This window comes from Nocardiopsis aegyptia, assembly GCF_013410755.1.
GTDB lineage: Bacteria > Actinomycetota > Actinomycetes > Streptosporangiales > Streptosporangiaceae > Nocardiopsis > Nocardiopsis aegyptia.
On the sequence record NZ_JACCFS010000001.1, the window covers coordinates 2735539 to 2756556 of the forward strand.

18 protein-coding genes are annotated in these 21018 nt (G+C 71.0%); 3 read left to right on the forward strand and 15 right to left on the reverse strand.

The window, feature by feature from the left end; all coding sequences use genetic code 11:
• Positions 1 to 153 precede the first annotated feature (153 nt).
• Positions 154 to 849: a hypothetical protein gene (locus tag HNR10_RS12200; protein ID WP_179829688.1), complete on the reverse strand. Its 696-nt coding sequence runs from the start codon at positions 847 to 849 to the stop codon at positions 154 to 156.
• 143 nt (positions 850 to 992) lie between these two features.
• On the opposite strand from HNR10_RS12200, the gene HNR10_RS12205 reads away from it, so the two are divergent.
• Positions 993 to 1871, forward strand: a complete 879-nt coding sequence (locus HNR10_RS12205; RefSeq protein ID WP_179823234.1) for an A/G-specific adenine glycosylase — start codon at positions 993 to 995, stop codon at positions 1869 to 1871.
• A gap of 767 nt (positions 1872 to 2638) precedes the next feature.
• On the opposite strand, the gene HNR10_RS12210 is transcribed toward HNR10_RS12205, so the two are convergent.
• The 7 genes from HNR10_RS12210 to lysX form a co-directional block, all read right to left on the reverse strand.
• Positions 2639 to 3454, reverse strand: coding sequence for a DUF3105 domain-containing protein (locus HNR10_RS12210; protein WP_246406194.1), 816 nt, complete (start codon positions 3452 to 3454; stop codon positions 2639 to 2641).
• Between the two features lie 114 nt (positions 3455 to 3568).
• Entirely contained in the window at positions 3569 to 6079 is a 2511-nt protein-coding gene (locus tag HNR10_RS12215) for an ATP-dependent Clp protease ATP-binding subunit (protein WP_179823236.1), read from the reverse strand.
• 641 nt (positions 6080 to 6720) lie between these two features.
• Positions 6721 to 7059 carry a histone-like nucleoid-structuring protein Lsr2 gene (locus HNR10_RS12220; RefSeq protein WP_053616982.1) on the reverse strand — a complete coding sequence of 113 codons (339 nt, stop codon included), beginning with the start codon at positions 7057 to 7059 and terminating at the stop codon, positions 6721 to 6723.
• 216 nt (positions 7060 to 7275) lie between these two features.
• The gene (locus HNR10_RS12225) at positions 7276 to 7545 is read right to left on the reverse strand and encodes a hypothetical protein (protein ID WP_053617054.1); all 270 of its coding nucleotides are present in this window, start codon (positions 7543 to 7545) and stop codon (positions 7276 to 7278) included.
• Between the two features lie 321 nt (positions 7546 to 7866).
• On the reverse strand, positions 7867 to 8406 hold the full coding sequence (locus HNR10_RS12230; RefSeq protein WP_179823238.1) for an amino-acid N-acetyltransferase: 540 nt from the start codon (positions 8404 to 8406) through the stop codon (positions 7867 to 7869).
• Between the two features lie 129 nt (positions 8407 to 8535).
• Positions 8536 to 8835, reverse strand: coding sequence for a helix-turn-helix domain-containing protein (locus HNR10_RS12235; RefSeq protein ID WP_179823239.1), 300 nt, complete (start codon positions 8833 to 8835; stop codon positions 8536 to 8538).
• 650 nt (positions 8836 to 9485) lie between these two features.
• Positions 9486 to 10988, reverse strand: a complete 1503-nt coding sequence (gene lysX / locus HNR10_RS12240; protein WP_179823241.1) for a bifunctional lysylphosphatidylglycerol synthetase/lysine--tRNA ligase LysX — start codon at positions 10986 to 10988, stop codon at positions 9486 to 9488.
• A gap of 150 nt (positions 10989 to 11138) precedes the next feature.
• Between lysX and HNR10_RS12245 the strand changes: the two genes are divergently transcribed.
• On the forward strand, positions 11139 to 12089 hold the full coding sequence (locus HNR10_RS12245; protein WP_179823243.1) for a cation diffusion facilitator family transporter: 951 nt from the start codon (positions 11139 to 11141) through the stop codon (positions 12087 to 12089).
• Between the two features lie 179 nt (positions 12090 to 12268).
• Here the strand turns inward: HNR10_RS12245 and HNR10_RS12250 are convergent, their stop codons facing one another.
• From HNR10_RS12250 to HNR10_RS12280, 7 genes are all read right to left on the reverse strand, one after another.
• The gene (locus HNR10_RS12250; protein ID WP_179823245.1) at positions 12269 to 13051 is read right to left on the reverse strand and encodes a type III pantothenate kinase; all 783 of its coding nucleotides are present in this window, start codon (positions 13049 to 13051) and stop codon (positions 12269 to 12271) included.
• 98 nt (positions 13052 to 13149) lie between these two features.
• Positions 13150 to 15825, reverse strand: a complete 2676-nt coding sequence (locus HNR10_RS12255; RefSeq protein WP_179823247.1) for an L-aspartate oxidase — start codon at positions 15823 to 15825, stop codon at positions 13150 to 13152.
• On the reverse strand, positions 15822 to 16790 hold the full coding sequence (gene panC, locus HNR10_RS12260; RefSeq protein ID WP_179823249.1) for a pantoate--beta-alanine ligase: 969 nt from the start codon (positions 16788 to 16790) through the stop codon (positions 15822 to 15824). Before panC ends, HNR10_RS12255 begins: the two co-directional genes overlap by 4 nt.
• A gap of 153 nt (positions 16791 to 16943) precedes the next feature.
• Complete coding sequence (locus HNR10_RS12265; RefSeq protein ID WP_179823251.1) at positions 16944 to 17828, reverse strand: Rossmann-like and DUF2520 domain-containing protein; 885 nt, start codon at positions 17826 to 17828, stop codon at positions 16944 to 16946.
• Positions 17829 to 17996: 168 nt separating this feature from the next.
• Complete coding sequence (locus tag HNR10_RS12270) at positions 17997 to 18239, reverse strand: hypothetical protein (RefSeq protein WP_179823253.1); 243 nt, start codon at positions 18237 to 18239, stop codon at positions 17997 to 17999.
• Positions 18240 to 18723: 484 nt separating this feature from the next.
• Positions 18724 to 18966, reverse strand: a complete 243-nt coding sequence (locus tag HNR10_RS12275; RefSeq protein WP_179823255.1) for a chaplin family protein — start codon at positions 18964 to 18966, stop codon at positions 18724 to 18726.
• A 238-nt stretch (positions 18967 to 19204) separates the two neighbouring features.
• Positions 19205 to 20620, reverse strand: a complete 1416-nt coding sequence (locus tag HNR10_RS12280) for a PH domain-containing protein (RefSeq protein WP_376769750.1) — start codon at positions 20618 to 20620, stop codon at positions 19205 to 19207.
• Positions 20621 to 20794: 174 nt separating this feature from the next.
• On the opposite strand from HNR10_RS12280, the gene HNR10_RS12285 reads away from it, so the two are divergent.
• The gene (locus HNR10_RS12285) at positions 20795 to 21013 is read left to right on the forward strand and encodes a hypothetical protein (RefSeq protein WP_179823257.1); all 219 of its coding nucleotides are present in this window, start codon (positions 20795 to 20797) and stop codon (positions 21011 to 21013) included.
• The last annotated feature ends 5 nt before the right edge of the window (positions 21014 to 21018 follow it).

Genomic DNA, 21018 nt, shown 5'->3' on the forward strand with positions numbered 1-21018 from the left:
CACATGGGCATTCGGTAAGAAAAATTCTTCTTTACCGAACAGTCAGCTCGATATCGCCCGCTCCGGCCGAACACCGCGTCACCGGCGTCCGCGCACACACGACGACCCCGCCGCGTGGACGGGGTCGTGGGTGTGCCGGATCGCGCGCGGGGCTCAGGCCTTGAGCTGGAACGCCAGCTGGTCGGGGTCCCCGGCGTAGTCACCGTGCAGGTTGGCCCGGTACCAGCCGACCGCCGCCGCGCGGCTGTCGTCGCGGCAGTCGGTGAACGAGCGCACCCGCTCCCAGGTGATGGTGTACTCGTGCGGCACGCCCCGGCTGAGCTGGCGCTGCTCGGCGGACGAGCCCTCCACGCAGTCCGCGGTGGAGAAGATCCGGTCGTCGCCGGAGTGGATGCGCAGTTCCAGGGCCTCGGGACCGACGTCGACCGTGCAGGTCTGCTCGGCGGTGTTCACCACCGTGATCCGGAACCCGGGCTCCTCACCGGCGCCGTAGGTCTCCTTGTCCGAGGAGGCGAAGTCGAAGGTCACCACGACGTCCTGGGGACGGCAGGGGTCCTCCGGGCGCTCGGGAGCGGCGACCTCGCCGGAACCGCCACCGGAACCGCCGCCCGACCCTGAGCCGCCTTCCTCCTCGTCGCCCTCACCGTCACCGGAACCCTCGGCGTCCTCGTCCGCCCCAGCGTCCTCGTCCTCCTCGGGCGCCTCGCTTTCGGACGCGGAGGGTTCCTCGGGTGGGACACTGGGAGAGGCCGCCTCCGAGGGTTCGGCGCCCGCTTCGGACCGGCTCGGATCGCCGTCGTCCCCGGACGAGGGACGGCAGGCGAACGCGATCACCGCGAACACCAGCATCATCCCGACCAGCACGAAGGCACGCCGCTTCCAGTAGGTCTCGCGGCTGACGGCTCCTGGTTGTCCGGTACTTGACGCCATGGGCCGTAGTATTGCGGTTTTGCAGGCGCCCCACCTACTCAACCCGCCGATATCCGTTAAAGATGAGCGAAAACCCTTACAGCACAGCCGTTCTCGCCTGGTACGAGGCGCACGCGCGCGACCTTCCCTGGCGCGCTCCCGACGCGTCCCCCTGGTCGATCCTCGTCAGCGAGATCATGCTCCAGCAGACCCCCGTCGTGCGGGTCCTGCCCGCCTGGCGCGCCTGGATGGAACGCTGGCCCACCCCCGCCCACCTGGCCAAAGAGCCCTCAGGTGAGGCCGTGCGCATGTGGAACCGCCTCGGTTACCCGCGCCGCGCCCTCCGCCTGCACGCGTGCGCCGTGGCCATCACCGAGCAGCACGACGGACGGGTCCCCGACGACCACGCCGCCCTGCTCGCGCTGCCCGGGGTCGGCGCGTACACCGCGGCGGCCGTGGCGAGCTTCGCCTACGGACAGCGGCACGCCATTCTGGACACCAACGTTCGTCGTGTCCTGGCGAGGGCCGAAACCGGGATCCAGTACCCGCCGAAAACCCAGACCAAGGCGGAGACGGCCCTGGCCGAGTCCCTTCTGCCGCCCGAGGCGTCCGTCGCCGCGCGCTGGGGCGTGGCCGTGATGGAGCTGGGCGCCCTCGTGTGCACCGCCCGGACGCCCGCGTGCGCCGACTGCCCCATCGCGCACGAGTGCGCCTGGAAGGCGGCCGGACGACCCGCCCACGACGGGCCGCCCCGCCGCGGCCAGACCTACGAGGGCACCGACCGCCAGGTCCGGGGACGGCTGCTGGCCGTCCTGCGCGCCTCCGCCCACCCGGTCGCCAAGGACGCGTTGGACGCCGTCTGGGACGACGGAGTCCAACGCGAGCGCGCCCTGGACGCCCTCGTGGCCGACGGCCTCGTGGACCCCCTCGACGACGGCCGCTACGCCCTCCCCGGCTACTGAGGCTGTGCTTGCTTGGGGCCTCCGCCTGTGCTTTCTGGGGGCCTCCGCCTGTGCTTTTCTGGGGGCCTCCGCTCGTTCCTCGCTTTGGCCCCGTGCTCGGGGCGCCCGGGAGCCAGTGTTCTTCGGCCTCGTTCGTGCTGGCGCTCGTTCCTCGCTTCAGCTACGCCCTCGGCCTGCAGAACACTGGCGCGCCCCTCGCGAACCCCCCAGCGGTCCCCAAAGCGCGACGGCCTACCTCTCACCCCCTCGGGTGAACGTAGGCCGTGTCGTGCAGCTTCAACCCCCAACTGGCTGGAGCAGGCGGAACGGCCTACCTCCACCTCCTGCGGTTCGCGTGGACGCGTGGGTGCGCCTCTCACCCCGCAGAAGTTGAGTGGCTGTGACCCCTCGCGACACCCCCTGCACACCGCATAGCTGAACGGCCTACCTCTCACCCCCTGGGGCCGAGTCGGGCCGTTTCGTGCGGCTTCAGCTCCCTGTCCCCGAGGCTCAGGGGGTTGAGCGTGCGCTCATGGGGTTGAAGGTGCGCGCACGTGCCTACGTGAACCCCAGGGGGTGAGAGGCCAGCGATCCCGCTCTGGGCGACCAAAGGGGGTCGGAACGTGAACGATGTGCTCGTGGGGACCACAGGGGGGTGGGTCGGGCCAAAGCGAGGAACGAGCGGAGGCCCAAGGCAAGCAGGAGCGAGGGCGCCGACGCGTCCTGGAGGGCCTGGAGGTGCATTCCCGAGGAACGAGGGAATGCACCGGAAGGCGCGAAGGACGCGTCTATTGGGCGCCCGAGTAACCGCCGCTGCACGCCGCGCCCGGTTCGGGGGTCCGCTCGCCCTGCGTGTACTCCGCCAGGAACCGCGGCAGGCGCGGGTCGTCGACGCCGTCGAGGGGGAGCTGGACTCCCCAGGCGGAGGCGACCACGGGCGTCTCCACGCCCTCCATGGGGCTGATCAGCAGGTAGTCCCCGGGCGAGTACAGGTCGGCCAGGGCCTGGACGTCGGACTCCGGGAGCGCCGGGTCGTAGCCGATCCACACCGCCCCGTGCTCCAGAGAGTGCACCGCGTACTCCGCGCGGAGCGGCTCGTCGTAGACCCCGCAGTCCTGCCAGATCGGGTAGTGCTCCCCGCCCACCGGTGGAAGGTTCCCGTCGTAGTCGACCGTCTCCCCCTCCTGCACGTGCTCCCTGGGGAGTTCATCGAAGAACCGGACGCCCTCGATCTCACCGCCGGCGAGCGCTCCGCCGCCCCCGTCGGAGCGCGTCATGACGAACGCGACGACCCCGCCCACCACGAGGAGCAGGACCAGGACCACCCCGCCGATGACGGCGGCGATGACGCCTCCCCCGCCCTTCTTTCGGGGGGCGGGCGGCGGCGCGTAGTGGCCGTGGGGGCCCTGCGGTGGCCCGCCGTAGGGCCCGCCCGCCCCGGGGCCGTACGGTCCGGGCGGCATCCCGCCCGCGGGCGCTCCGCCGTAGGGTGCCCCGGGCGCCGGGCCGCCCTGCGCGGGGCCGTGCGGTCCGCCGTACGGACCGGGCTGCTGGGGACCGTGGGCGTGCGGCCCCTGGGGGTGGGGTTCCTGAGGTGAGGTCATGCCCGCAGATTAGGCCATTCCGCGCCGGCGTCCGCTCGTCCCTCCCGCTCCCCACGCACGACGGCGGGGCGCCCCCGTAGGGACGCCCCGCCGCACCACCGGTCGGAACCGGGGTTACTCGCTCTTGCCTGCGGCCGACTCCTCGACCGCGGGCGTGTCCGGGACCTCGGCCGGCTTCGGCACACCCTTGAAGGTGAACTTGGCGTCCGTGCCCTCGCCCTCGGCGTCGATCACGACGATCTGACCGGCCTTGATGTCGCCGAAGAGGATCTTCTCCGACAGCTGGTCCTCGATCTCCCGCTGGATCGTGCGACGCAGCGGCCGCGCGCCCAGGACCGGGTCGAACCCGCGCTCCGCCAGCACCTTCTTGGCGGCGGGGCGCAGCTCGATCCCCATGTCCTTCTCCTTGAGGCGGGTGTCGAGCCCCGTGATCATCAGGTCGACGATCTGGAAGATCTCCGTCTCCGTCAGCTGGTGGAAGACGATGATGTCGTCCACACGGTTGAGGAACTCGGGCCGGAAGTTGGTCTTGAGCTCCTCGCTGACCTTGGCCTTCATCCGCTCGTAGTTGGTGTTGGCGTCGTCCTCCTTGGCGAAGCCCATGGCCACGCCCTTGGAGATGTCCCGCGTACCCAGGTTGGTCGTCATGATGATGACCGTGTTCTTGAAGTCGACGATGCGACCCTGGGCGTCGGTGAGACGACCCTCCTCCAGCACCTGCAGGAGCGAGTTGAAGATGTCGTTGTGGGCCTTCTCGATCTCGTCGAAGAGGACCACGGAGAACGGCTTGCGGCGCACCTTCTCGGTGAGCTGGCCGCCCTCCTCGTAGCCGACGTATCCGGGCGGGGAGCCGAACAGCCGCGAGACGGTGTGCTTCTCCATGAACTCGGACATGTCCAGCTGGATCAGCGCGTCCTCGTCCCCGAACAGGAACTCGGCCAGCGTCTTGGACAGCTCGGTCTTACCGACACCGGACGGGCCGGCGAAGATGAACGAACCACCCGGGCGCTTGGGGTCCTTCAGCCCGGCGCGGGTACGGCGGATGGCCTGCGAGAGCGCCTTGATGGCGTCCTCCTGGCCGATGACCCGCCGGTGCAGCTCGTCCTCCATGCGCAGCAGCCGGGAGCTCTCCTCCTCGGTGAGCTTGAAGACCGGGATGCCGGTGGAGGCGGCCAGGACCTCGGCGATGAGTTCCTCGTCGACCTCGGCCACGACGTCCATGTCGCCGGCCTTCCACTCCTTCTCCCGCTGCGCCTTCTTGTTCAGCAGCTGCTTCTCGTCGTCACGCAGCGACGCGGCCTTCTCGAAGTCCTGCGCGTCGATCGCGGACTCCTTGTCGCGGCGCACGCCCGCGATCTTCTCGTCGAACTCGCGCAGGTCCGGCGGCGCGGTCATCCGGCGGATGCGCATCCGCGAGCCCGCCTCGTCGATCAGGTCGATGGCCTTGTCCGGCAGGAACCGGTCGCTGATGTAGCGGTCGGCCAGCTGCGCGGCGGCCACCAGCGCGCTGTCGGTGATCGAGACCCGGTGGTGGGCCTCGTACCGGTCGCGCAGACCCTTGAGGATCTCGATGGCGTGCGTGATCGTCGGCTCGTCCACCTGGATCGGCTGGAAGCGCCGTTCCAGGGCGGCGTCCTTCTCCAGGTACTTGCGGTACTCGTCGAGCGTGGTCGCACCGATGGTCTGCAGCTCACCGCGGGCCAGCATGGGCTTGAGGATGGAGGCGGCGTCTATGGCACCCTCCGCCGCGCCCGCTCCGACCAGCGTGTGCAGCTCGTCGATGAACAGGATGATGTCGCCGCGCGTGCGGATCTCCTTGAGCACCTTCTTCAGGCGCTCCTCGAAGTCACCGCGGTAGCGGCTGCCGGCGACCAGGGCGCCCAGGTCCAGCGTGTACAGCTGCTTGTCCTTGAGCGTCTCCGGGATCTCGCCCTTGACGATCTTCTGCGCCAGGCCCTCGACGACCGCGGTCTTGCCGACGCCGGGCTCACCGATGAGCACGGGGTTGTTCTTGGTCCGCCGCGAGAGCACCTGCATGACGCGCTCGATTTCCTTGTCCCGGCCGATCACCGGGTCGAGCTTGCTCTCCCGGGCGGCCTGGGTCAGGTTGCGGCCGAACTGGTCCAGCACCAGCGACGTGGACGGCGTGGACTCCGACGACGCGCCGGTCGCCTGTGGCTCCTTGCCCTGGTAGCCGTGGAGCAACTGGATGACCTGCTGGCGGACCCGGTTCAGGTCGGCGCCGAGCTTCACGAGGACCTGGGCGGCCACGCCCTCGCCCTCGCGGATGAGGCCGAGCAGTATGTGCTCGGTCCCGATGTAGTTGTGGCCGAGCTGCAGTGCCTCGCGCAGCGACAGCTCCAGGACCTTCTTGGCGCGCGGAGTGAACGGGATGTGCCCGGACGGCGCCTGCTGGCCCTGGCCGATGATCTCCTCAACCTGCTGCCGAACCGCTTCGAGGCTGATGCCAAGGCTCTCGAGGGCCTTGGCGGCGACGCCCTCACCCTCGTGGATGAGGCCGAGCAGGATGTGCTCCGTACCGATGTAGTTGTGGTTGAGCATCCTGGCCTCTTCCTGGGCCAGAACCACCACTCGCCGCGCGCGGTCGGTAAACCTCTCGAACATGTCTCGTCGCTCCTCTACAGAGCGGTCAGGCAGGGACGGTTCTCGCCGACCCAACTCTTCCGCATATCGGCCCCACAGGGATGTCAGCCCCCGGGGAGCACTGACGCACCCGCCGGTCGACAGGCTGCCGACCGGACGCGCCTCCGGCCTGGCCGACCTCGCGGCCGTCCGTGCCAGAGACTTTCCCCGACGATAGGGCGTTCACCCAACATCCAACTACCTATTGCCGCGTCAGATTTCCCTGTACGCCGAAGGCGAACGGCCCGGGACTCCCATCCATCACGGAGTTCCCGGGCCGCACGTGCGTAAGCCCGATTATCGGCTCTGAGCGAACATGGCCACCGGAGGGGCGTTCCCGCGGGCGCGCAGCGTCCCCGGTCGTTCTTCCGGCTCCTCCAGAACGAGGAAAGCCGGGAATGCCGCGTTGCCGAGCATCCGGCCCCGGCAGGGCGCATCGGTGCCGCGCCGGGGTCGGATGCCCGGCCCGTGCCGTCCAGCGTCCGAGGTATCCCCTTCATCCCCGTGTCACAGGGCCCGTGCGCGGGCCAGGGATGGTCGGGTCGAGGCGGACCACTGGGGCCAAGGTCGATATTCGATCAAGACCTGACAACATTTCGGCGCCCCGGGGCCGGGGTCAAACCCTAACCCTTGACCGCCTCATATTCGGCAACGATCGCCGCGGGGATACGCCCACGCTCATTGACCGGCTTGCCGGCGGCCTTGGCCCACGCGCGAATCTCCGCGCTGCGCTCACGGCTGGGCGCATTCCGGCTGCCGCGGCGGGCGGTGCCACGGGAGGCCTTGGCGGGAGCCTTGCGGGCCGCCTCGACGAACGGAGTAAGGGCCTCGCGGAGCTTGGCAGCATTACCCGCGCTCAGGTCGATTTCGTACACGGAGCCGTCCAGACCGAACGTCACCGTCTCCTCGGCCTCGCCGCCGTCGAGGTCGTCGACCAGGAAAACCTGGACCTTCTGTGCCATGGAATCTTACCTTTCAGAAGAGCGGTGTCTCCACACCTGAATATAAAGCTATCTCGCGGGAACGCGGAAGACAATTCCCGGCGTGCCAGAAATCATCCCGGCCCCTGCGCCCGGTTTCGGGCTCGTCGAGGCCGCGCGGGGGCGCGGAGTGGCCCGATCGCGCACGGAGCCCCCGCTCACGGCTCCGCGGGGGCTCAAGTCACGGGGACGGTTCTATCAACGACCATCGGATTCGGTGCGTTCCCCTGCCCGGGCAATCGGCGTCTCGTTCGTCGCCTCGGTCCGCTCGACCTCGGCCGCGCTGTCGCCGCTCTCTACCGCGTCCTCGCTGACCAGGGTTCCGTCCATCCGCCTCGGCGCCATCTCGCGGCGCAGGATCTTGAGGATGATGGCACAGAACACCGTAGCGACGACCACGGGAGGGATGAGCGCCGACAATACGTCGATCAGTCCGGGGGGAAGCATCGATGCCAAAAAGTCACCCATCGAGGCTCCACCCTTCCTGGTTGTTACTTATCGCAGCAAATACCCGACAGAGGGTCGGGGCGCCCCGGGGGATGACGTGTCGGCCACCCTGGCAATCGCATACCCGACATCATAGACATCGCACGCCCCCGGTTTGACACGGGACGCGGTACCGCAGGATGCCCGCCAATCGTGTACGGGGCCACCACACGTGTGGGAGGGCCTCCGGCGGACGCAGGTACACATTACCTGCCGCGTTCCACGGCCATACCACCCGGTGTGGATAAGCGCCGTCACCGACCGGTACGGCTGTGTAAGGTCCGGTGCCACGACCGAAATCCTTTACGAGCCGAGGTCCCCGTCCAGGTACACGAGCATCCTCGTGTTCCCTAGCGTGTTGGGCTTAACCCGCTCCAGGTCCAGGAATTCCGCGACGCCCTCGTCATAGGAACGCAGGAGTTCCTCGTAGACACGGGGGGAGACGGGTGTGCCCTGGATCGGCGCAAAGCCGTGTTTGGCGAAGAATCCTGTCTCGAATGTCAGACAGAACACACGGCTCACACCGAGTACGCGGGCGGTGTCCAGCAGTGCGGCGACGATGCGGTGGCCGACCCCGAATCCGCGCAGTGAGGGGTCGACGGCCACGGTGCGCACCTCGGCGAGGTCCTCCCAGAGCACGTGGAGGGCCCCACAGCCCACCACACGGCGCTCGGACTCCTCGGTCTCCGCCTCGGCCACCCAGAACTCCTGGATGTCCTCGTAGAGGTTGACCGTGCTCTTGGAGAGGACACGGCGGTCGACCGTGTAGGTGTCGACGAGGCGGCGGATGTGGGCGACGTCGCTCGTACGCGCGCGACGCACCCGAACATGACGAACGGGCATAACCGGACCAGACTATGCCCACGCGCTCGCCAACACCTACCGGAACGCTCTTCCTCCGGTGGATGCGGCGCACGCGCGGCGCCAGGGCCGGTATGCCCGTGGTGTCGCCCGGTGGTCACCGGGCCGGCGTCAGATGAGCTGGCGCCGAGCGGCCCAGACGACCGCCTCGATGGGTGTGTTGACTCCGAGCATGTCGCAGATGTTGCGAATGCGGCGGCGCAGGGTCCGCGCGCTCAGCTCCAGGTGCCGTGCCGCCACCTCGGTGGTGACACCGGTGGCGATCTCGGCGAGCAACTCCAGGTCCTCGTGACCCAGCTCGACCGACGCGTACGTGCCGGGGAGCGTGGCCTCGCGGGACCTGGCCTGCAGGGGAACCACGCTCTCTCGGTGGTCCTCGACAGTACGACGTACGAGTGTGGCCTGTTCCACTCCGTCCTCCCTCATCCATGTGAGTGCGGAACATCAAACTCGTCACCGTGCGGTCGAGACGCCCCCGGACACTGCTCCGGGCCGGAGCCCCGGGGGTCGCGTCGGACCACCCTCCTCTGGCACAGGAGGGTGCGACGGACACACGGGTCGCGTGCGGTCGCTTCGTCACGGTCTGGGACGGACAGACCAGTCGAGGGACACGCACGCACGTGGGGAACGATCGTCCCGCCACGCTCACCGACGTTCTCGATCCACTTCGGCAAACTCGCGGACCAAAGCCCGCCCTCAGCACGCTAGGCGGCCGAGAACATACCGTCAAGGCCCGATAAATCACCATGCGTAGTTCCACAAAACCACACCGTGACAGGGTAACGACCAGGGAAATCACGCAGCGGGGCTGACCTGCGTAAACAATCTTCGGGACCGAACACGGCTCCGTAGTCGACTTGCCGACCCAAAATGTCGCTCCGCGACTCCCGGAACGCCCACTATGTCCGGCCAGTGAGGCATATCACGGATGACCAGCCCCATTGCCGACACGCGACGGGGCCGCCGCGCTTTCGCGCGACGGCCCCGTCCCGCCTATCGGACAACCGCTTTCGGTGAATACGGAACACCGATTCGCCAAGGAGCGGCCATGCCGAGTGCTCCTAGTCCCCCGAGGGCTTCACGATCGGGAAAAGGACAGTTTCCCGAATGTTCTTGCCCGTGAAGGCCATCAGCAGGCGGTCGATACCGAGACCGACCCCGCCGCTCGGCGGCATGCCGTACTCCAGGGCCCGCAGGAAGTCCTCGTCGAGCTGCATGGCCTCCGGGTCGCCCTCGGACGCCATCAGCGACTGCTCGGTCAGGCGCCGGCGCTGCTCGACGGGGTCGACCAGCTCGGAGTAGCCCGTGCCCAGCTCCATGCCGAAGCCGATGAGGTCCCACTTCTCGGTCAGCAGCGGATCCTCGCGGTGCTGGCGCGTGAGCGGGCTCGTCTCGACCGGGTAGTCGCACACGAACGTGGGCTGCACGAGCGTGTGCTCGACCAGCTCCTCGAAGACGTGCTCCACCAGCTTGCCCTGGCCCCAGGCGTGGTCGAACTCCACGCCCTCGGCCTCGGCCAGGCGGCGGACCTCCTCGACCGGGGTCCGCGGGGTGACCTCGGTACCGAGGGCCTCGGAGACCGCGCCGTAGAGGGTGATCCTCGGCCACTCCCCGCCCAGGTCGAACGTCTGGCCGTCGCGCTCGACGACGGTGGAGCCGAACACCGCGCGCGCGGCGTCCTGGACGAGTTCGCGGGTCACGTCCGCCATGACGTTGTAGTCGGCGTAGGCCTGGTAGAACTCCAGCATCGTGAACTCGGGGTTGTGCGTGGAGTCCGCGCCCTCGTTCCGGAAGTTCCGGTTGATCTCGAAGACCTTCTCCAGACCGCCCACCACCAAACGCTTGAGCGAGAGCTCGGGGGCGATGCGCAGGTACAGGTCCATGTCGTAGGCGTTGATGCGCGTGACGAACGGCCGCGCCGTGGCGCCGCCGTGCACCCGCATCAGCATCGGGGTCTCGACCTCGATGTAGTCGCGCGAGCCGAGCCCGTCCCGGATGGCCCGGATGGCGGCCGACCGGCGGCGGACCATCTGCTGGGACTCCGGGTTGACGATCAGGTCGACGTAGCGCTGCCGGACCCGGGCCTCGGGATCGGTGAGGCCCTTGTGCTTCTCCGGCAGGGGCCGCAGGCACTTGGCCGTCAGCGTCCAGGAGGTGACCATGATGGAGAGTTCGCCGCGGCGGGAGGTGATGACCTCGCCCTCGACACCGACGTGGTCGCCGAGGTCGACGTCGCCCTTCCAGGCGTCCAGGCGCTCCTGGCCCACTCGGTCCAGGGACAGCATGATCTGGATGTCGCCGCTCTCGTCGCGCAGCGTCGCGAAGCACAGCTTGCCGCCGGTGCGGTAGAGCATGACGCGGCCGGCGACGGACACCTCGACACCGGTGCGGGTGTCAGGTTCCAGGCCCTCGTGTTTGTCTCGCACGGCACCGATCGACGTGGTCCGCGGGAAGGTCACGGGGAAGGGGTCGATACCCTCCTCCCGCAGCCGGTCCAGCTTCTGGCGCCGGACCCGCATCTGTTCGGGCAGGTCGTCGTAGGTGTCGTCGTGCGTGTCATTCACGCGCCCGATCCTACCCGCGCCACCGGGCCTTCCCGTACGCTCGTCCAGTCCGGGCCCCTGGTCCGGGCACGCCCGACCGCACCGGAACCGCGCGGGCTCCCGGCGCGTCAACCCACCCGTCACCCACCACCGAAAGTCAGGACATCACCCGTGAGCGTTGAGGGAAGCACGAAGGCCGTCGTCATGGCCCTGGCGGCGAACATGGGGATCGCCGTCACGAAGTTCGTCGCCTTCGGGCTGACCGGATCCTCCGCGATGCTCGCCGAGGGCATCCACTCGGTCGCCGACTCCGGCAACCAGGGCCTGCTGCTGCTCGGCGGGAAGCGGGCCCGGCGCGGTGCCACACCGGAGCACCCGTTCGGCTACGGCCGCGAGCGCTACATCTACGCGTTCCTGGTCTCGATCGTGCTGTTCAGCATGGGCGGGCTCTTCGCCCTCTACGAGGCCTGGCACAAACTCTCCGACCCGCATCCGATCACGGAGTGGCAGTGGGTCCCGGTCGTCGTGCTCGTCGTGGCGATCGGCATGGAGTCGTTCGCCATGCGCACGGCGATCAAGGAGTCCAACGCGGTGCGCGGCAAGGCGTCGTGGGTGGAGTTCGTCCGCCGCTCCAAGTCCCCGGAGCTGCCGGTCATCCTGCTGGAGGACGCGGGCGCGCTGGTCGGCCTGGTCTTCGCCCTGTTCGGCGTCGGCCTCACGCTGATCACCGGCAACGGGGTCTGGGACGGCCTGGGCACCGCGGCCATCGGCGTGCTGCTCGTGGTGATCGCGATCGTGCTCGCCGTGGAGATGAAGAGCCTGCTCATCGGTGAGTCCGCCACCCGCGAGCACGTGCGCGAGATCGAGTCGGCGATCGGCGGGGTGGACGACATCAACGGCATCATCCACATGCGCACGCTGCACATCGGCCCGGAGGAGCTGCTGGTCGCGGCCAAGATCGCGGTCGACGCCGAGGACGACGCGCAGCGCATCGCCCGCGCGATCGACACGGCCGAGGAGCGGGTCCGCGCCGCCGTGCCGATCGCCCGGATGATCTACCTCGAACCCGACCTGCTGCGCGAGGAGCGCTCCGAGCCCTCCGCCGCGGCTGATCCCGCCTAGACGGTTCCCTCCCCGGTTCCCCGGCTCCCCGGCCTCCGTGCCGGACCGGGCCGCGGAGCGGACGCCGGGAGAGGGGACCCCTCGCACGCGACGGGGCCCGCGCGGATCGCGCGGGCCCCGTTCCGCCGCCGAGCGCGGTGCGGGCGCCAAGGGCCGTACGGGCCCCGTGGCGGCCCCGGTCAGCCGGCGTTGCGCTCGAAGACCAGGCGCAGGCCGATGAGCGTCAGCCACGGTTCGTGCACGTCAACGGTCTCGCACTCGCCGATCACCGTGGACGCGAGCCCGCCGGTGGCCACGACCGTGACGTCGTCCGGGACGCTGGTCAGCTCCGCGACCATCCGGTCCACGATCCCGTCCACCTGGCCCGCGAACCCGAACACGATGCCCGAGCGCAGGGCCTCGGTCGTGTTCTTGGCGATCGCCGACCGCGGCCGGACGATCTCGACCATGTGCAGCTGGGCGCCGCGCCGGGACAGCGCGTCCACGGAGATGTCGATGCCCGGCGCGATCGCGCCGCCGACGTACTCGCCCTTGACGCTGACCGCGTCGAACGTCGTCGCGGTGCCGAAGTCCACCACCACGGCCGGCCCGCCGTAGATGTTGTTGGCGGCCAGCGCGTTGATGATCCGGTCGCTGCCGACCTCCTTGGGGTTGTCCATCCGGATCGGCACCCCGGTCTTGACCCCGGGCTCCACGATCACGGCCTGCACGTCACCGAAGTGGCGGCGGAACATGTCCCGCATCTCGTGCTGGACCGAGGGCACCGAGCAGCACATGGCGATGCCGTCGATGTCGTCCGTACCGCCCGCCGTCCGGCCGTCGAGGAGCCCGCGCAACACGACCGACCACTCGTCGGCGGTGCGTCTGGTGTCGGTGCCCACTCTCCAGTGTTCGAGCAGCTCCTCGGCCTCGAACAGGCCGAAGACCGTCTCGGAGTTACCGACATCGATCGCGAGCAGCATCCTGGGAGCCTCATCCGTGGTCGTCGACGTGGTCGTCGAAGTGGCGTGTTCCCGATTCGGCGGGAGATCCACAGGGAATCCTCCACCAATCGGGCGCTTCACAACAGGTCGAGGGCGATATCGAGTGCCGGACTGGAATGGGTGAGCGCACCGACGGCCAGGTAGTCGACCCCGGTCCGGGCCACGTCGGCGGCCACGTCCAGCGTCAGCCCGCCCGAGGACTCCAGCCGGGCCCGCCCTGCGACCAGCTCCACCGCGGCGGCGAGCTGCTCGACGCTGAAGTTGTCCAGCAGGATCTCCTCGGCTCCGGCCGCCAGCGCGTCCTCGATCTGGTCGAGCCGGTCGACCTCGACCTCCAGGGGCAGGTCGGGGAAGCGCTCGCGGATGGCCCGCACCGCCGCGCCGACGCCGCCCGCGGCCACGACGTGGTTGTCCTTGACGAGCCCCGCGTCGCTGAGGCCGTAGCGGTGGTTGACGCCGCCTCCGCAGCGCACCGCGTACTTGTCCAGTGCGCGCAGGCCGGGCCGGGTCTTGCGGCTGTCGCGGACGGCGGCACCCGTGCCCGCGACCGCGTCGACCCAGGTGCGCGTGGCCGTGGCGATGCCCGACATGTGGGTGAGCAGGTTGAGGGCGGTGCGCTCGGCGGTCAGCAGGTCGCGGGTGCGGGCGGTGACGGTCATGAGCACGTCGCCGCGCTTGACCGCGTCGCCGTCGGCGACCGGCCGGTGCACCTCCACCGCCCCGTCGGCGACCAGCCAGAACGTGAGCTCGGCCAGCGGGAGGCCGCTCACCGTGCCGTCGGCGCGGGCCACCACGTGCGCGGTGCGCACCTGGTCCCCGGGCGTCGTGGCCACGGTCGTGACGTCGATGCGCGGACCGGCGGTGAGGTCCTCGGCCAGGGCGCGGCGCACCACGTCCACGTGCGACTGGTGGGGCGAGGTGTAGGGCAGCGTGAACTCGGCCCGGGGCTCGTCGCCGGGGACGGCGCTCCCCCGGCCCCGGCGGTCGGCCAGGGGGAAGGTGATCGCGTCGAGCTCGGCCACGAGCTCCGGGGGCAGGGACGGGGTCCAGTCCTCGTCGGTGGTCACGGGGGTGTTCCCTTCCAGTCGGACGACGGCGGGCCGGATCCGCAGCTCGGGTCGCGGCTCGGGGTGGTCGGCCCGCTGGTGGGAGCCCCGGCTCTCGGTCCTGTGGCGGGCGGCGGCGGCCACCAGCCGGGCCACGGTCAGGAGGTTGGTCGCCTCCCAGGAGTCGGTGCCGGGCGCGGCACCGGCACCGGGCTCGGCGGAGTTCGAGGTGGAGGTGGAGCCGGCGGTGGAGGCGGAGTCCGCGGAGCCGGCCGGGTCGGCGGCGATGGCGTCCAGCTCGTCCGACAGCGCGGCCAGGCCGTCGCCGGTCCGCAGCACGCCGGCGTGGCGTGACATCAGGGTGCGGATCCGGCCGGACGAGGCGGCGTCGACCAACGGAACCGGCGCACCGACGGCCACCGCCGAGTCCGGTACCGGCTCCGGTACCTCGGCCAGCCGTGCGGCGATCCGGTCGGCGTAGACCAGCCCCTCCAGGAGGGAGTTGGACGCCAGGCGGTTGGCACCGTGCACCCCGGTCCGGGCGACCTCGCCGACCGCCCACAGGCCGGGGACGCTGGTGCGGCCGTCGATGTCCACCTCGGCCCCGCCGGAGGCGTAGTGGGCGGCCGGGGCCACCGGGATGGGCCGCTCCAGCGGGTCGATGCCGTGGCTCAGGCACGACGCCAGGATGGTGGGGAAGCGCCGCTTCCAGGTGGCCTCGCCGAAGTGGCGGGTCTCCAGGTACACGTGGTCGGTGTCCTGCTCGGCCATGGTGCGGGCGATCGTGCGGGCCACCACGTCGCGGGGCGCGAGGTCGCCCAGCTCGTGCACGCCCTCCATGATCCGGCGCCCCTCGCCGTCCACCACGTAGGCGCCCTCGCCGCGCAACGCCTCGGAGATGAGGGGCTGCCTGCCGCGCGACTCCGGCCCCAGCCAGAGGACGGTGGGGTGGAACTGGATGAACTCCAGGTCGCGCAGGCGTGCCCCGGCGCGCGCCGCCAGGGCCAGGCCGTCGCCGGTGGAGACGGTCGGGTTGGTGGTGGCCGCGAACACCTGCCCCATGCCGCCGGTGGCCAGGACCACCGCCGGGGCCAGGACGGCGCCCACGCCGTCCCGCGCCCCCTCCCCCATGACGTGCAGGGTGACACCGTGGACGGCCCCGGTCACGGGATCGTGCAGGGCGTCGAGGGCGAGGGCGTGCTCGATGACCTCGATGCGCTCCTCGGCCAGGACGGCGGCGACCAGGGCGCGCTGGATCTCGGCGCCGGTGGCGTCGCCGCCCGCGTGGGCGACCCGGTCGGCGCGGTGGCCCCCCTCGCGGGTCAGCGCGAGCGTGCCGTCGTCCCCGCGGTCGAACTCGGCGCCGAGCCCGATGAGCCACCGCAGGGCCTGGGGCCCCTCGGTGGCCATGACGTGGACGGTGTAGGGGTCGGACAGGCCCGCCCCGGCCAGCTGGGTGTCGACCATGTGGGCGACGGGCCCGTCCTCGGGGTCCATGGCGGCGGCGATCCCGCCCTGGGCGAAGCTGGTGGATCCGGTGGACAGGCGGTCCTTGGTGACGAGCACGACCCGGCCGTGCTCGGTGCGCTGTACGTAGCGCAGGGCCGTGCTCAGGCCGGCGATGCCCGAGCCGACGACCGCGACCTCGGCGCCGACCGACCACGAGGCCTCCGGCGCCTGGAGCCGTGTCTGGGTGAGTGAACTCATCTGGGGTCTCTCTCGGGAAGTGCCGTCGACGCCGGGCCGGTCACAGGGCGCCGGCGTCCGTCACGGCGTCGGCCGGGGCGGTCGGGGGGGAAGGTGACCGGCGTGTTGTCGATGAGCCGGGTGGAGCCGACCCTGGCCGCGACGGCGAGGACGGCTTCGCCCTCGAAGTCGGCGGGCGCGTCGGTGAAGGTGGCGGGGTCCACGAGGGCGAGGTAGTCGAGTTCGACGGGCGGGACCGCCTTCGCGGCCTCGTCCAGGACGGCGCGGGCGGCGGCGCGCACGGCGGCGGGGCCGTCCGCGGCGCTGTCGCGCCCGGCGGCGAGCGCGCGGTTCAGGGCCAGGGCGCTGGCGCGCTCGTCATCGGAGAGGTAGACGTTGCGGCTGGAGACGGCCAGTCCGTCGGGGTCGCGCAGCGTGGGGGCGCCGACGATCTCGACCGGCATGGAGAGGTCGGCGGCCATGCGCCGCACGACCGCGATCTGCTGGGCGTCCTTCTGCCCGAAGACCGCCAGGTCGGGGGCGACCAGGTGCAGGAGCTTGCTGACGACGGTGAGCACGCCCGTGAAGAAGCCGGGGCGGGAGGCGCCCTCCAGGAGTTCGCCCATGGCCCCGGCCTGGACGGTGACCATCGGCTCGGTGGGGTACATGGTGGCGACCGTGGGCGCGAAGACGACGTCGACGCCCTCCTCGGCGCACACCTCGGTGTCGGTGTCGAGCGTCCTGGGGTAGCGGTCGAAGTCCTCGCCGGGGCCGAACTGCAGCGGGTTGACGAAGACGCTGACGACGACGGTGTCCGCCCGGTCCCGGGCGATGCGCATGAGACTGCGGTGCCCCGTGTGGAGGGCGCCCATGGTGGGGACCAGGGCGACGCGTCCGGCGTCGGCGAGGGCGCGTCGGAGCTCCTCGGCGGTGTGGACGACGAGGGGCCGCCCGGTGGTCGCGGGCCTGGGTGTGCGTTCGGTCATCGGTGGTTTCCCGTGGTGGAGTGCTGGGACGGTCGCCGGGCCTGGCCGGACCGGCGGGCGCGCGGATCCGCCGGACCCCGCGCGCCGGTGGGCCCGGGGGGGTCGGCGGGCGCGGACCGCGTGGACGGGCCCGCGTTCCGCGTGCGCGGTCGGTCAGCGCCGCAGGACGTCGAGGAGGCGCGCGGCGTCGGCCGGGTCGAGCATGCCCGCGTTGATGGCGCGGTCGGCGGTGAGCCGGGCGAGTTCGACGTAGCTGGCGACGCTCTCGGGCGCGTTCTCGCGCAGCTGTTCGATGTGGCCCGCGACGGTTCCCGCGTCGCCGCGCAGGACGGGGCCGCTCAGTCCGTGGATGCCCAGGCGCAGGGCGTTGTCCAGGGCCGCGCTGAGCATGGGGGCGAGCAGGCGGCCGGGCTCGGGGACCCCGGCGGCGGAGAGCAGGGAGGCGCTGTCGGCCACCAGCGTCACCAGGTGGTTGGCGCCCCCGGCGAGGGCCGCGTGGTAGAGCGTGCGCTTGTCCTCGGCGATCCACACCGGTTCGGCGCCCATCTCGACGACGAGGGCCTCGGCGATGGGGCGCAGCTGTTCGGGCGCGGTGACGCCGAAGGCGCAGTGGGCGAGGCGGTCGACGTCCTCGGGCCGGCCGGTGAAGGTCATCGCCGGGTGCAGGGCCAGCGGCAGGGCGCCGACGATGGTGGCGGGCGCGAGGACGCCGTACCCGTGGGCTCCGCTGGCGTGGACGAGGATCTTGCCCCGCAGGTCGGTGCCGGTGGCCGCCAGGCCCTCGACGAGTTCGGCGAGTTCGTCGTCGGGGACGGTGAGCAGGACGAGGTCGGCGGCTTCGGCGACCTGGGCGGGTTCGAGGATCCGTGCGGTGGGCAGGCGGTCGGCGACCCGTTTCCTGGAGGCCTCGGAGACCGCGGACGCGGCGACCACTTTGTGTCCGGCGCGGCCCAGGGCCAGGCCGAGCACGGATCCGACCCGGCCGGGTCCGATGACTCCGACCCGCAGTCGGGCGGGGCGCCCCTGCGTCGTCTCCATGTGTGTGGTGCCCCCTCGTGTCCGTGCGTCCGGTTCTGCCGCACCGTGACGCCTGAGCACACGATAGCCCTCCCGGTCCGGTGACCTGTGTCCCAGGGACGCGTGTGGGGACGGGTAGCGCGTACCCGTCCCCACTCCTGGTCCGCTCCCGCGCGCTGGGAGGGCCGGTCAGTTCTGGACGATCACCCCGGAGTTGTAGCAGGAGGCGAGGGACTGGCCGAGGACGGCGTTGGAGTTGCCGCAGCCGGCGTTGGAGTTCTCGATGCCGTTGATGTAGGCGATGTTGCCGCTGACGTTGGACCCGTGGCCGGAGGTCCAGGCGTTGGCGTACGCCGCCGCGGGGGCCGCGGTGAGGAGGATCCCGGCGGAGGCCAGGACCACGGCGCCGGTGGCGAACGTCTTCTTCAGCACTACGTGTCTCCTTCGGAGTTCGGACGGGGGGCCGTCCGGACGTGGGTGTTTCTTCGGGGGCACCCGGGGGCGCTGGTGAAGAAGTTACCCGCGGAGACGCCCAGTTCACCCCTCTTGAAATGCACTGATCACAACTAGGCCCATAGGTATCACTATGGGTGACTCCACGTCCCGGGGTCGATCGGGGCAAAGGTTCCAGACCGGCGGCGCGGTGTGCGCGCAGAGTCACGGCGCCTCGGCGTTCCAGTCGCACACCAATGCGGGTTGCGGTCGGCCGTGTGTCCGGGCCGGAACGGCGGCCCCGGCCCGGACACACGGAAAGGCGCCACCCCGTCGTCACGGGATGGCGCCGGCGCGGAGAGTTCGCGCGGCCGCACGGACGGATCAGTCGGGACGTCTCCGACTGGACACCCCCGCCCGCTCGGGCCGCACGCTCACCGCGTGCTGATGCGCACTGCGGTCCGTCGGCTACGGACCCGGAGCACTACCAGTTCTTGACGGTCGCGCCGGAGTCGGTGCAGTTCGCGCCGGCCACGCCGAGGACGGCGATCGCGTTGCCGCAGACGTTCACGGGCACGTCGAGGTCCGCGACGAGCTGGTTGCCGCCCAGGATCGAGCCGTTGCCGGACGTGAACACGTTGCTGTTCGCCATGGCGGGAGCGCCGGTGAACAGGACGCCGGCAGCGGCGGCGGTGATGGCACTGGCGGCAAGAGCCTTCTTCAGCATGAATTTCTCCTAGGACCCGTCGGCGGTGGGGCACCAACCGGTCGATAACGTTGACGAAGTGTATGACTACGAACACTCACCGTGTTCAGTCACTATTTAGCCATACTCGCTCGCCGCGCGTGGCCGGAACACGCAAGAATCTTCGACCCCTGAACTGGAAGTATCACGCCCAGTGAGCAGACATGTCGGACATGGCGACAGCAACGTCAGCCCCACCGGCCCCACAACGTGACTCAGATCACAAAACATCCTCGGGTGATTCGCTGGTTCCGGACGCGTCGGGTGCGCGATCGTGCGGACGCGCCTCGGTCGACCGGGTGGCCCACCGCTCCGTGCCCGCCTCCGGCACCCGCGCACGCCGCCCGTGCTCCACGAGCGCGTCCAGGAGTCCGCGGCCCTCGACCGCCTCTCGGAGCGCCGCGTGGGCGCGCACCGGGCCCGGCGGGGTGTCGACGTCCACCGAGACGCGCCCGGTGAGCCGCTCCAGCGGGCCCGCGGTGATCCGCAGCGTCTGGACGCGCTCCACGGGCACGATCTCGGTCACCCGGCAGAACGGTCCGCGCGTACTGACGAACAGGCGCTCGTCCACCCCCACGAGGGAGCCGCCGCGGTCGCGGTTGGGCACCAGGGGGACCAGGGCCGCGTCGCTGTCCGGGAAGAGTTCGTTCACCAGCGAGAAGGCCAGCCGCCGGGGGGCGACCGGCAGCAGGGTCGCCGACTCGCCCTGGCGCTCGCCCGCGTAGCCGGCCACGTTGGCCTCGACCCGCGCCACGCCCAGCGCCCGCCAGAGCAGGGGCTCGACCACGCGCACGGCCTGCACCCGCCCGGGCGGGACCGTCTGCATGCGGCGCTGGAACATGCCGTACCTCAGCCGCAGTCCGTCGGACGAGAGCGAGGCGTAGTAGTCGGTGTAGCGCGCCAACGGACCCCAGTAGTACCGGAGCAGCCCCAGGACCAGCGGGATCAGCGCGGCCGCCACGCCGGGTTCGACGAACACGATGCCGGCGGTGAGGAGCATCAGGAGGGCGACGAACGACAACAGGATCGGCACGCGGAAGGTCAGCGCGCCGAGCAGCAGGGGGAAGGGCAACCGGTAGAAGGGCCACTCGGGGGCCTCGGGCGTGCGTCCCGGCAGTCCGGCGGCGTGCGCGAGCACGGCGGTGCGCAGCCGCTCCGCCAGGTTCCGGCGCAGGCAGCGCAGCCGGATGGCGCTGTGGTCGCCGCCCGCGAGTTCGATGCGCAGTTCGGCCATTCCGAACACCTGCATGAGGAGCGGCCGGACCACGTCCACCGCCTGGAGGCGGCTCAGCGGGATCTCCCGGGAGCTGCGCATGGCCAGGCCGCTGTGCACGACCAGGTGGTCCTCACGCAGGCCGAAGGTGCCGTACCACCACGACGGCAGGGCGTGGGCGAGCGACCCGAAGACGACGGCCACGGTCATCATCACGACCCAGGCGAAGCCGAAGGTGGTGAGGATCGGCCCGATGAGGGCCGCGAACGCGAGGGTCACGCCGACCACCTGCGCCGGGACGATGGACCAGTGGGACCGGAACTCGCCCGTGGTGACGTCGTCCTCGGGTTTGGGCCGCCGGACCGGCGGCGGACGCCACCCGACGTTCGGCGGCAGTAGGACCGGCCCCTGGCCGAACGGCACCGGAGGACGCGGATAGGACGGCGGCGGCCCGGGTGACGGCGGCCCGGGCGGTCGCCCGGCGCCGCCGGGAGCGACCCAGGGGTGCCCGCCCGTCTGCGGAGTCCACGTGGTCGCCCCAGGCCCTGGCCTCTGCTGAGACGACGGAGGCACCTGCCCATACGGCTGCTGTGCCGCGTGCGGCTGCAGTGCGTGCTCCTCGGGCGGCCGGGGCGCCTGCGGCTGCTGGGACCCCTGGTGTGGCTGCGGCCGCTGCCCCTCAGGCGACCGGGGTTCCTGCCCCTGGGGCGCCTGGTCGGGCTCGGGGGCGCGGGGGCGGTCGGGCTCCCGCGGTTCCCGGGAGTGGTCCGCCTCCGGGCGCTCGGGCCCGGGCCGGTCGTGCGGCGGTTGGGATGAGTGCA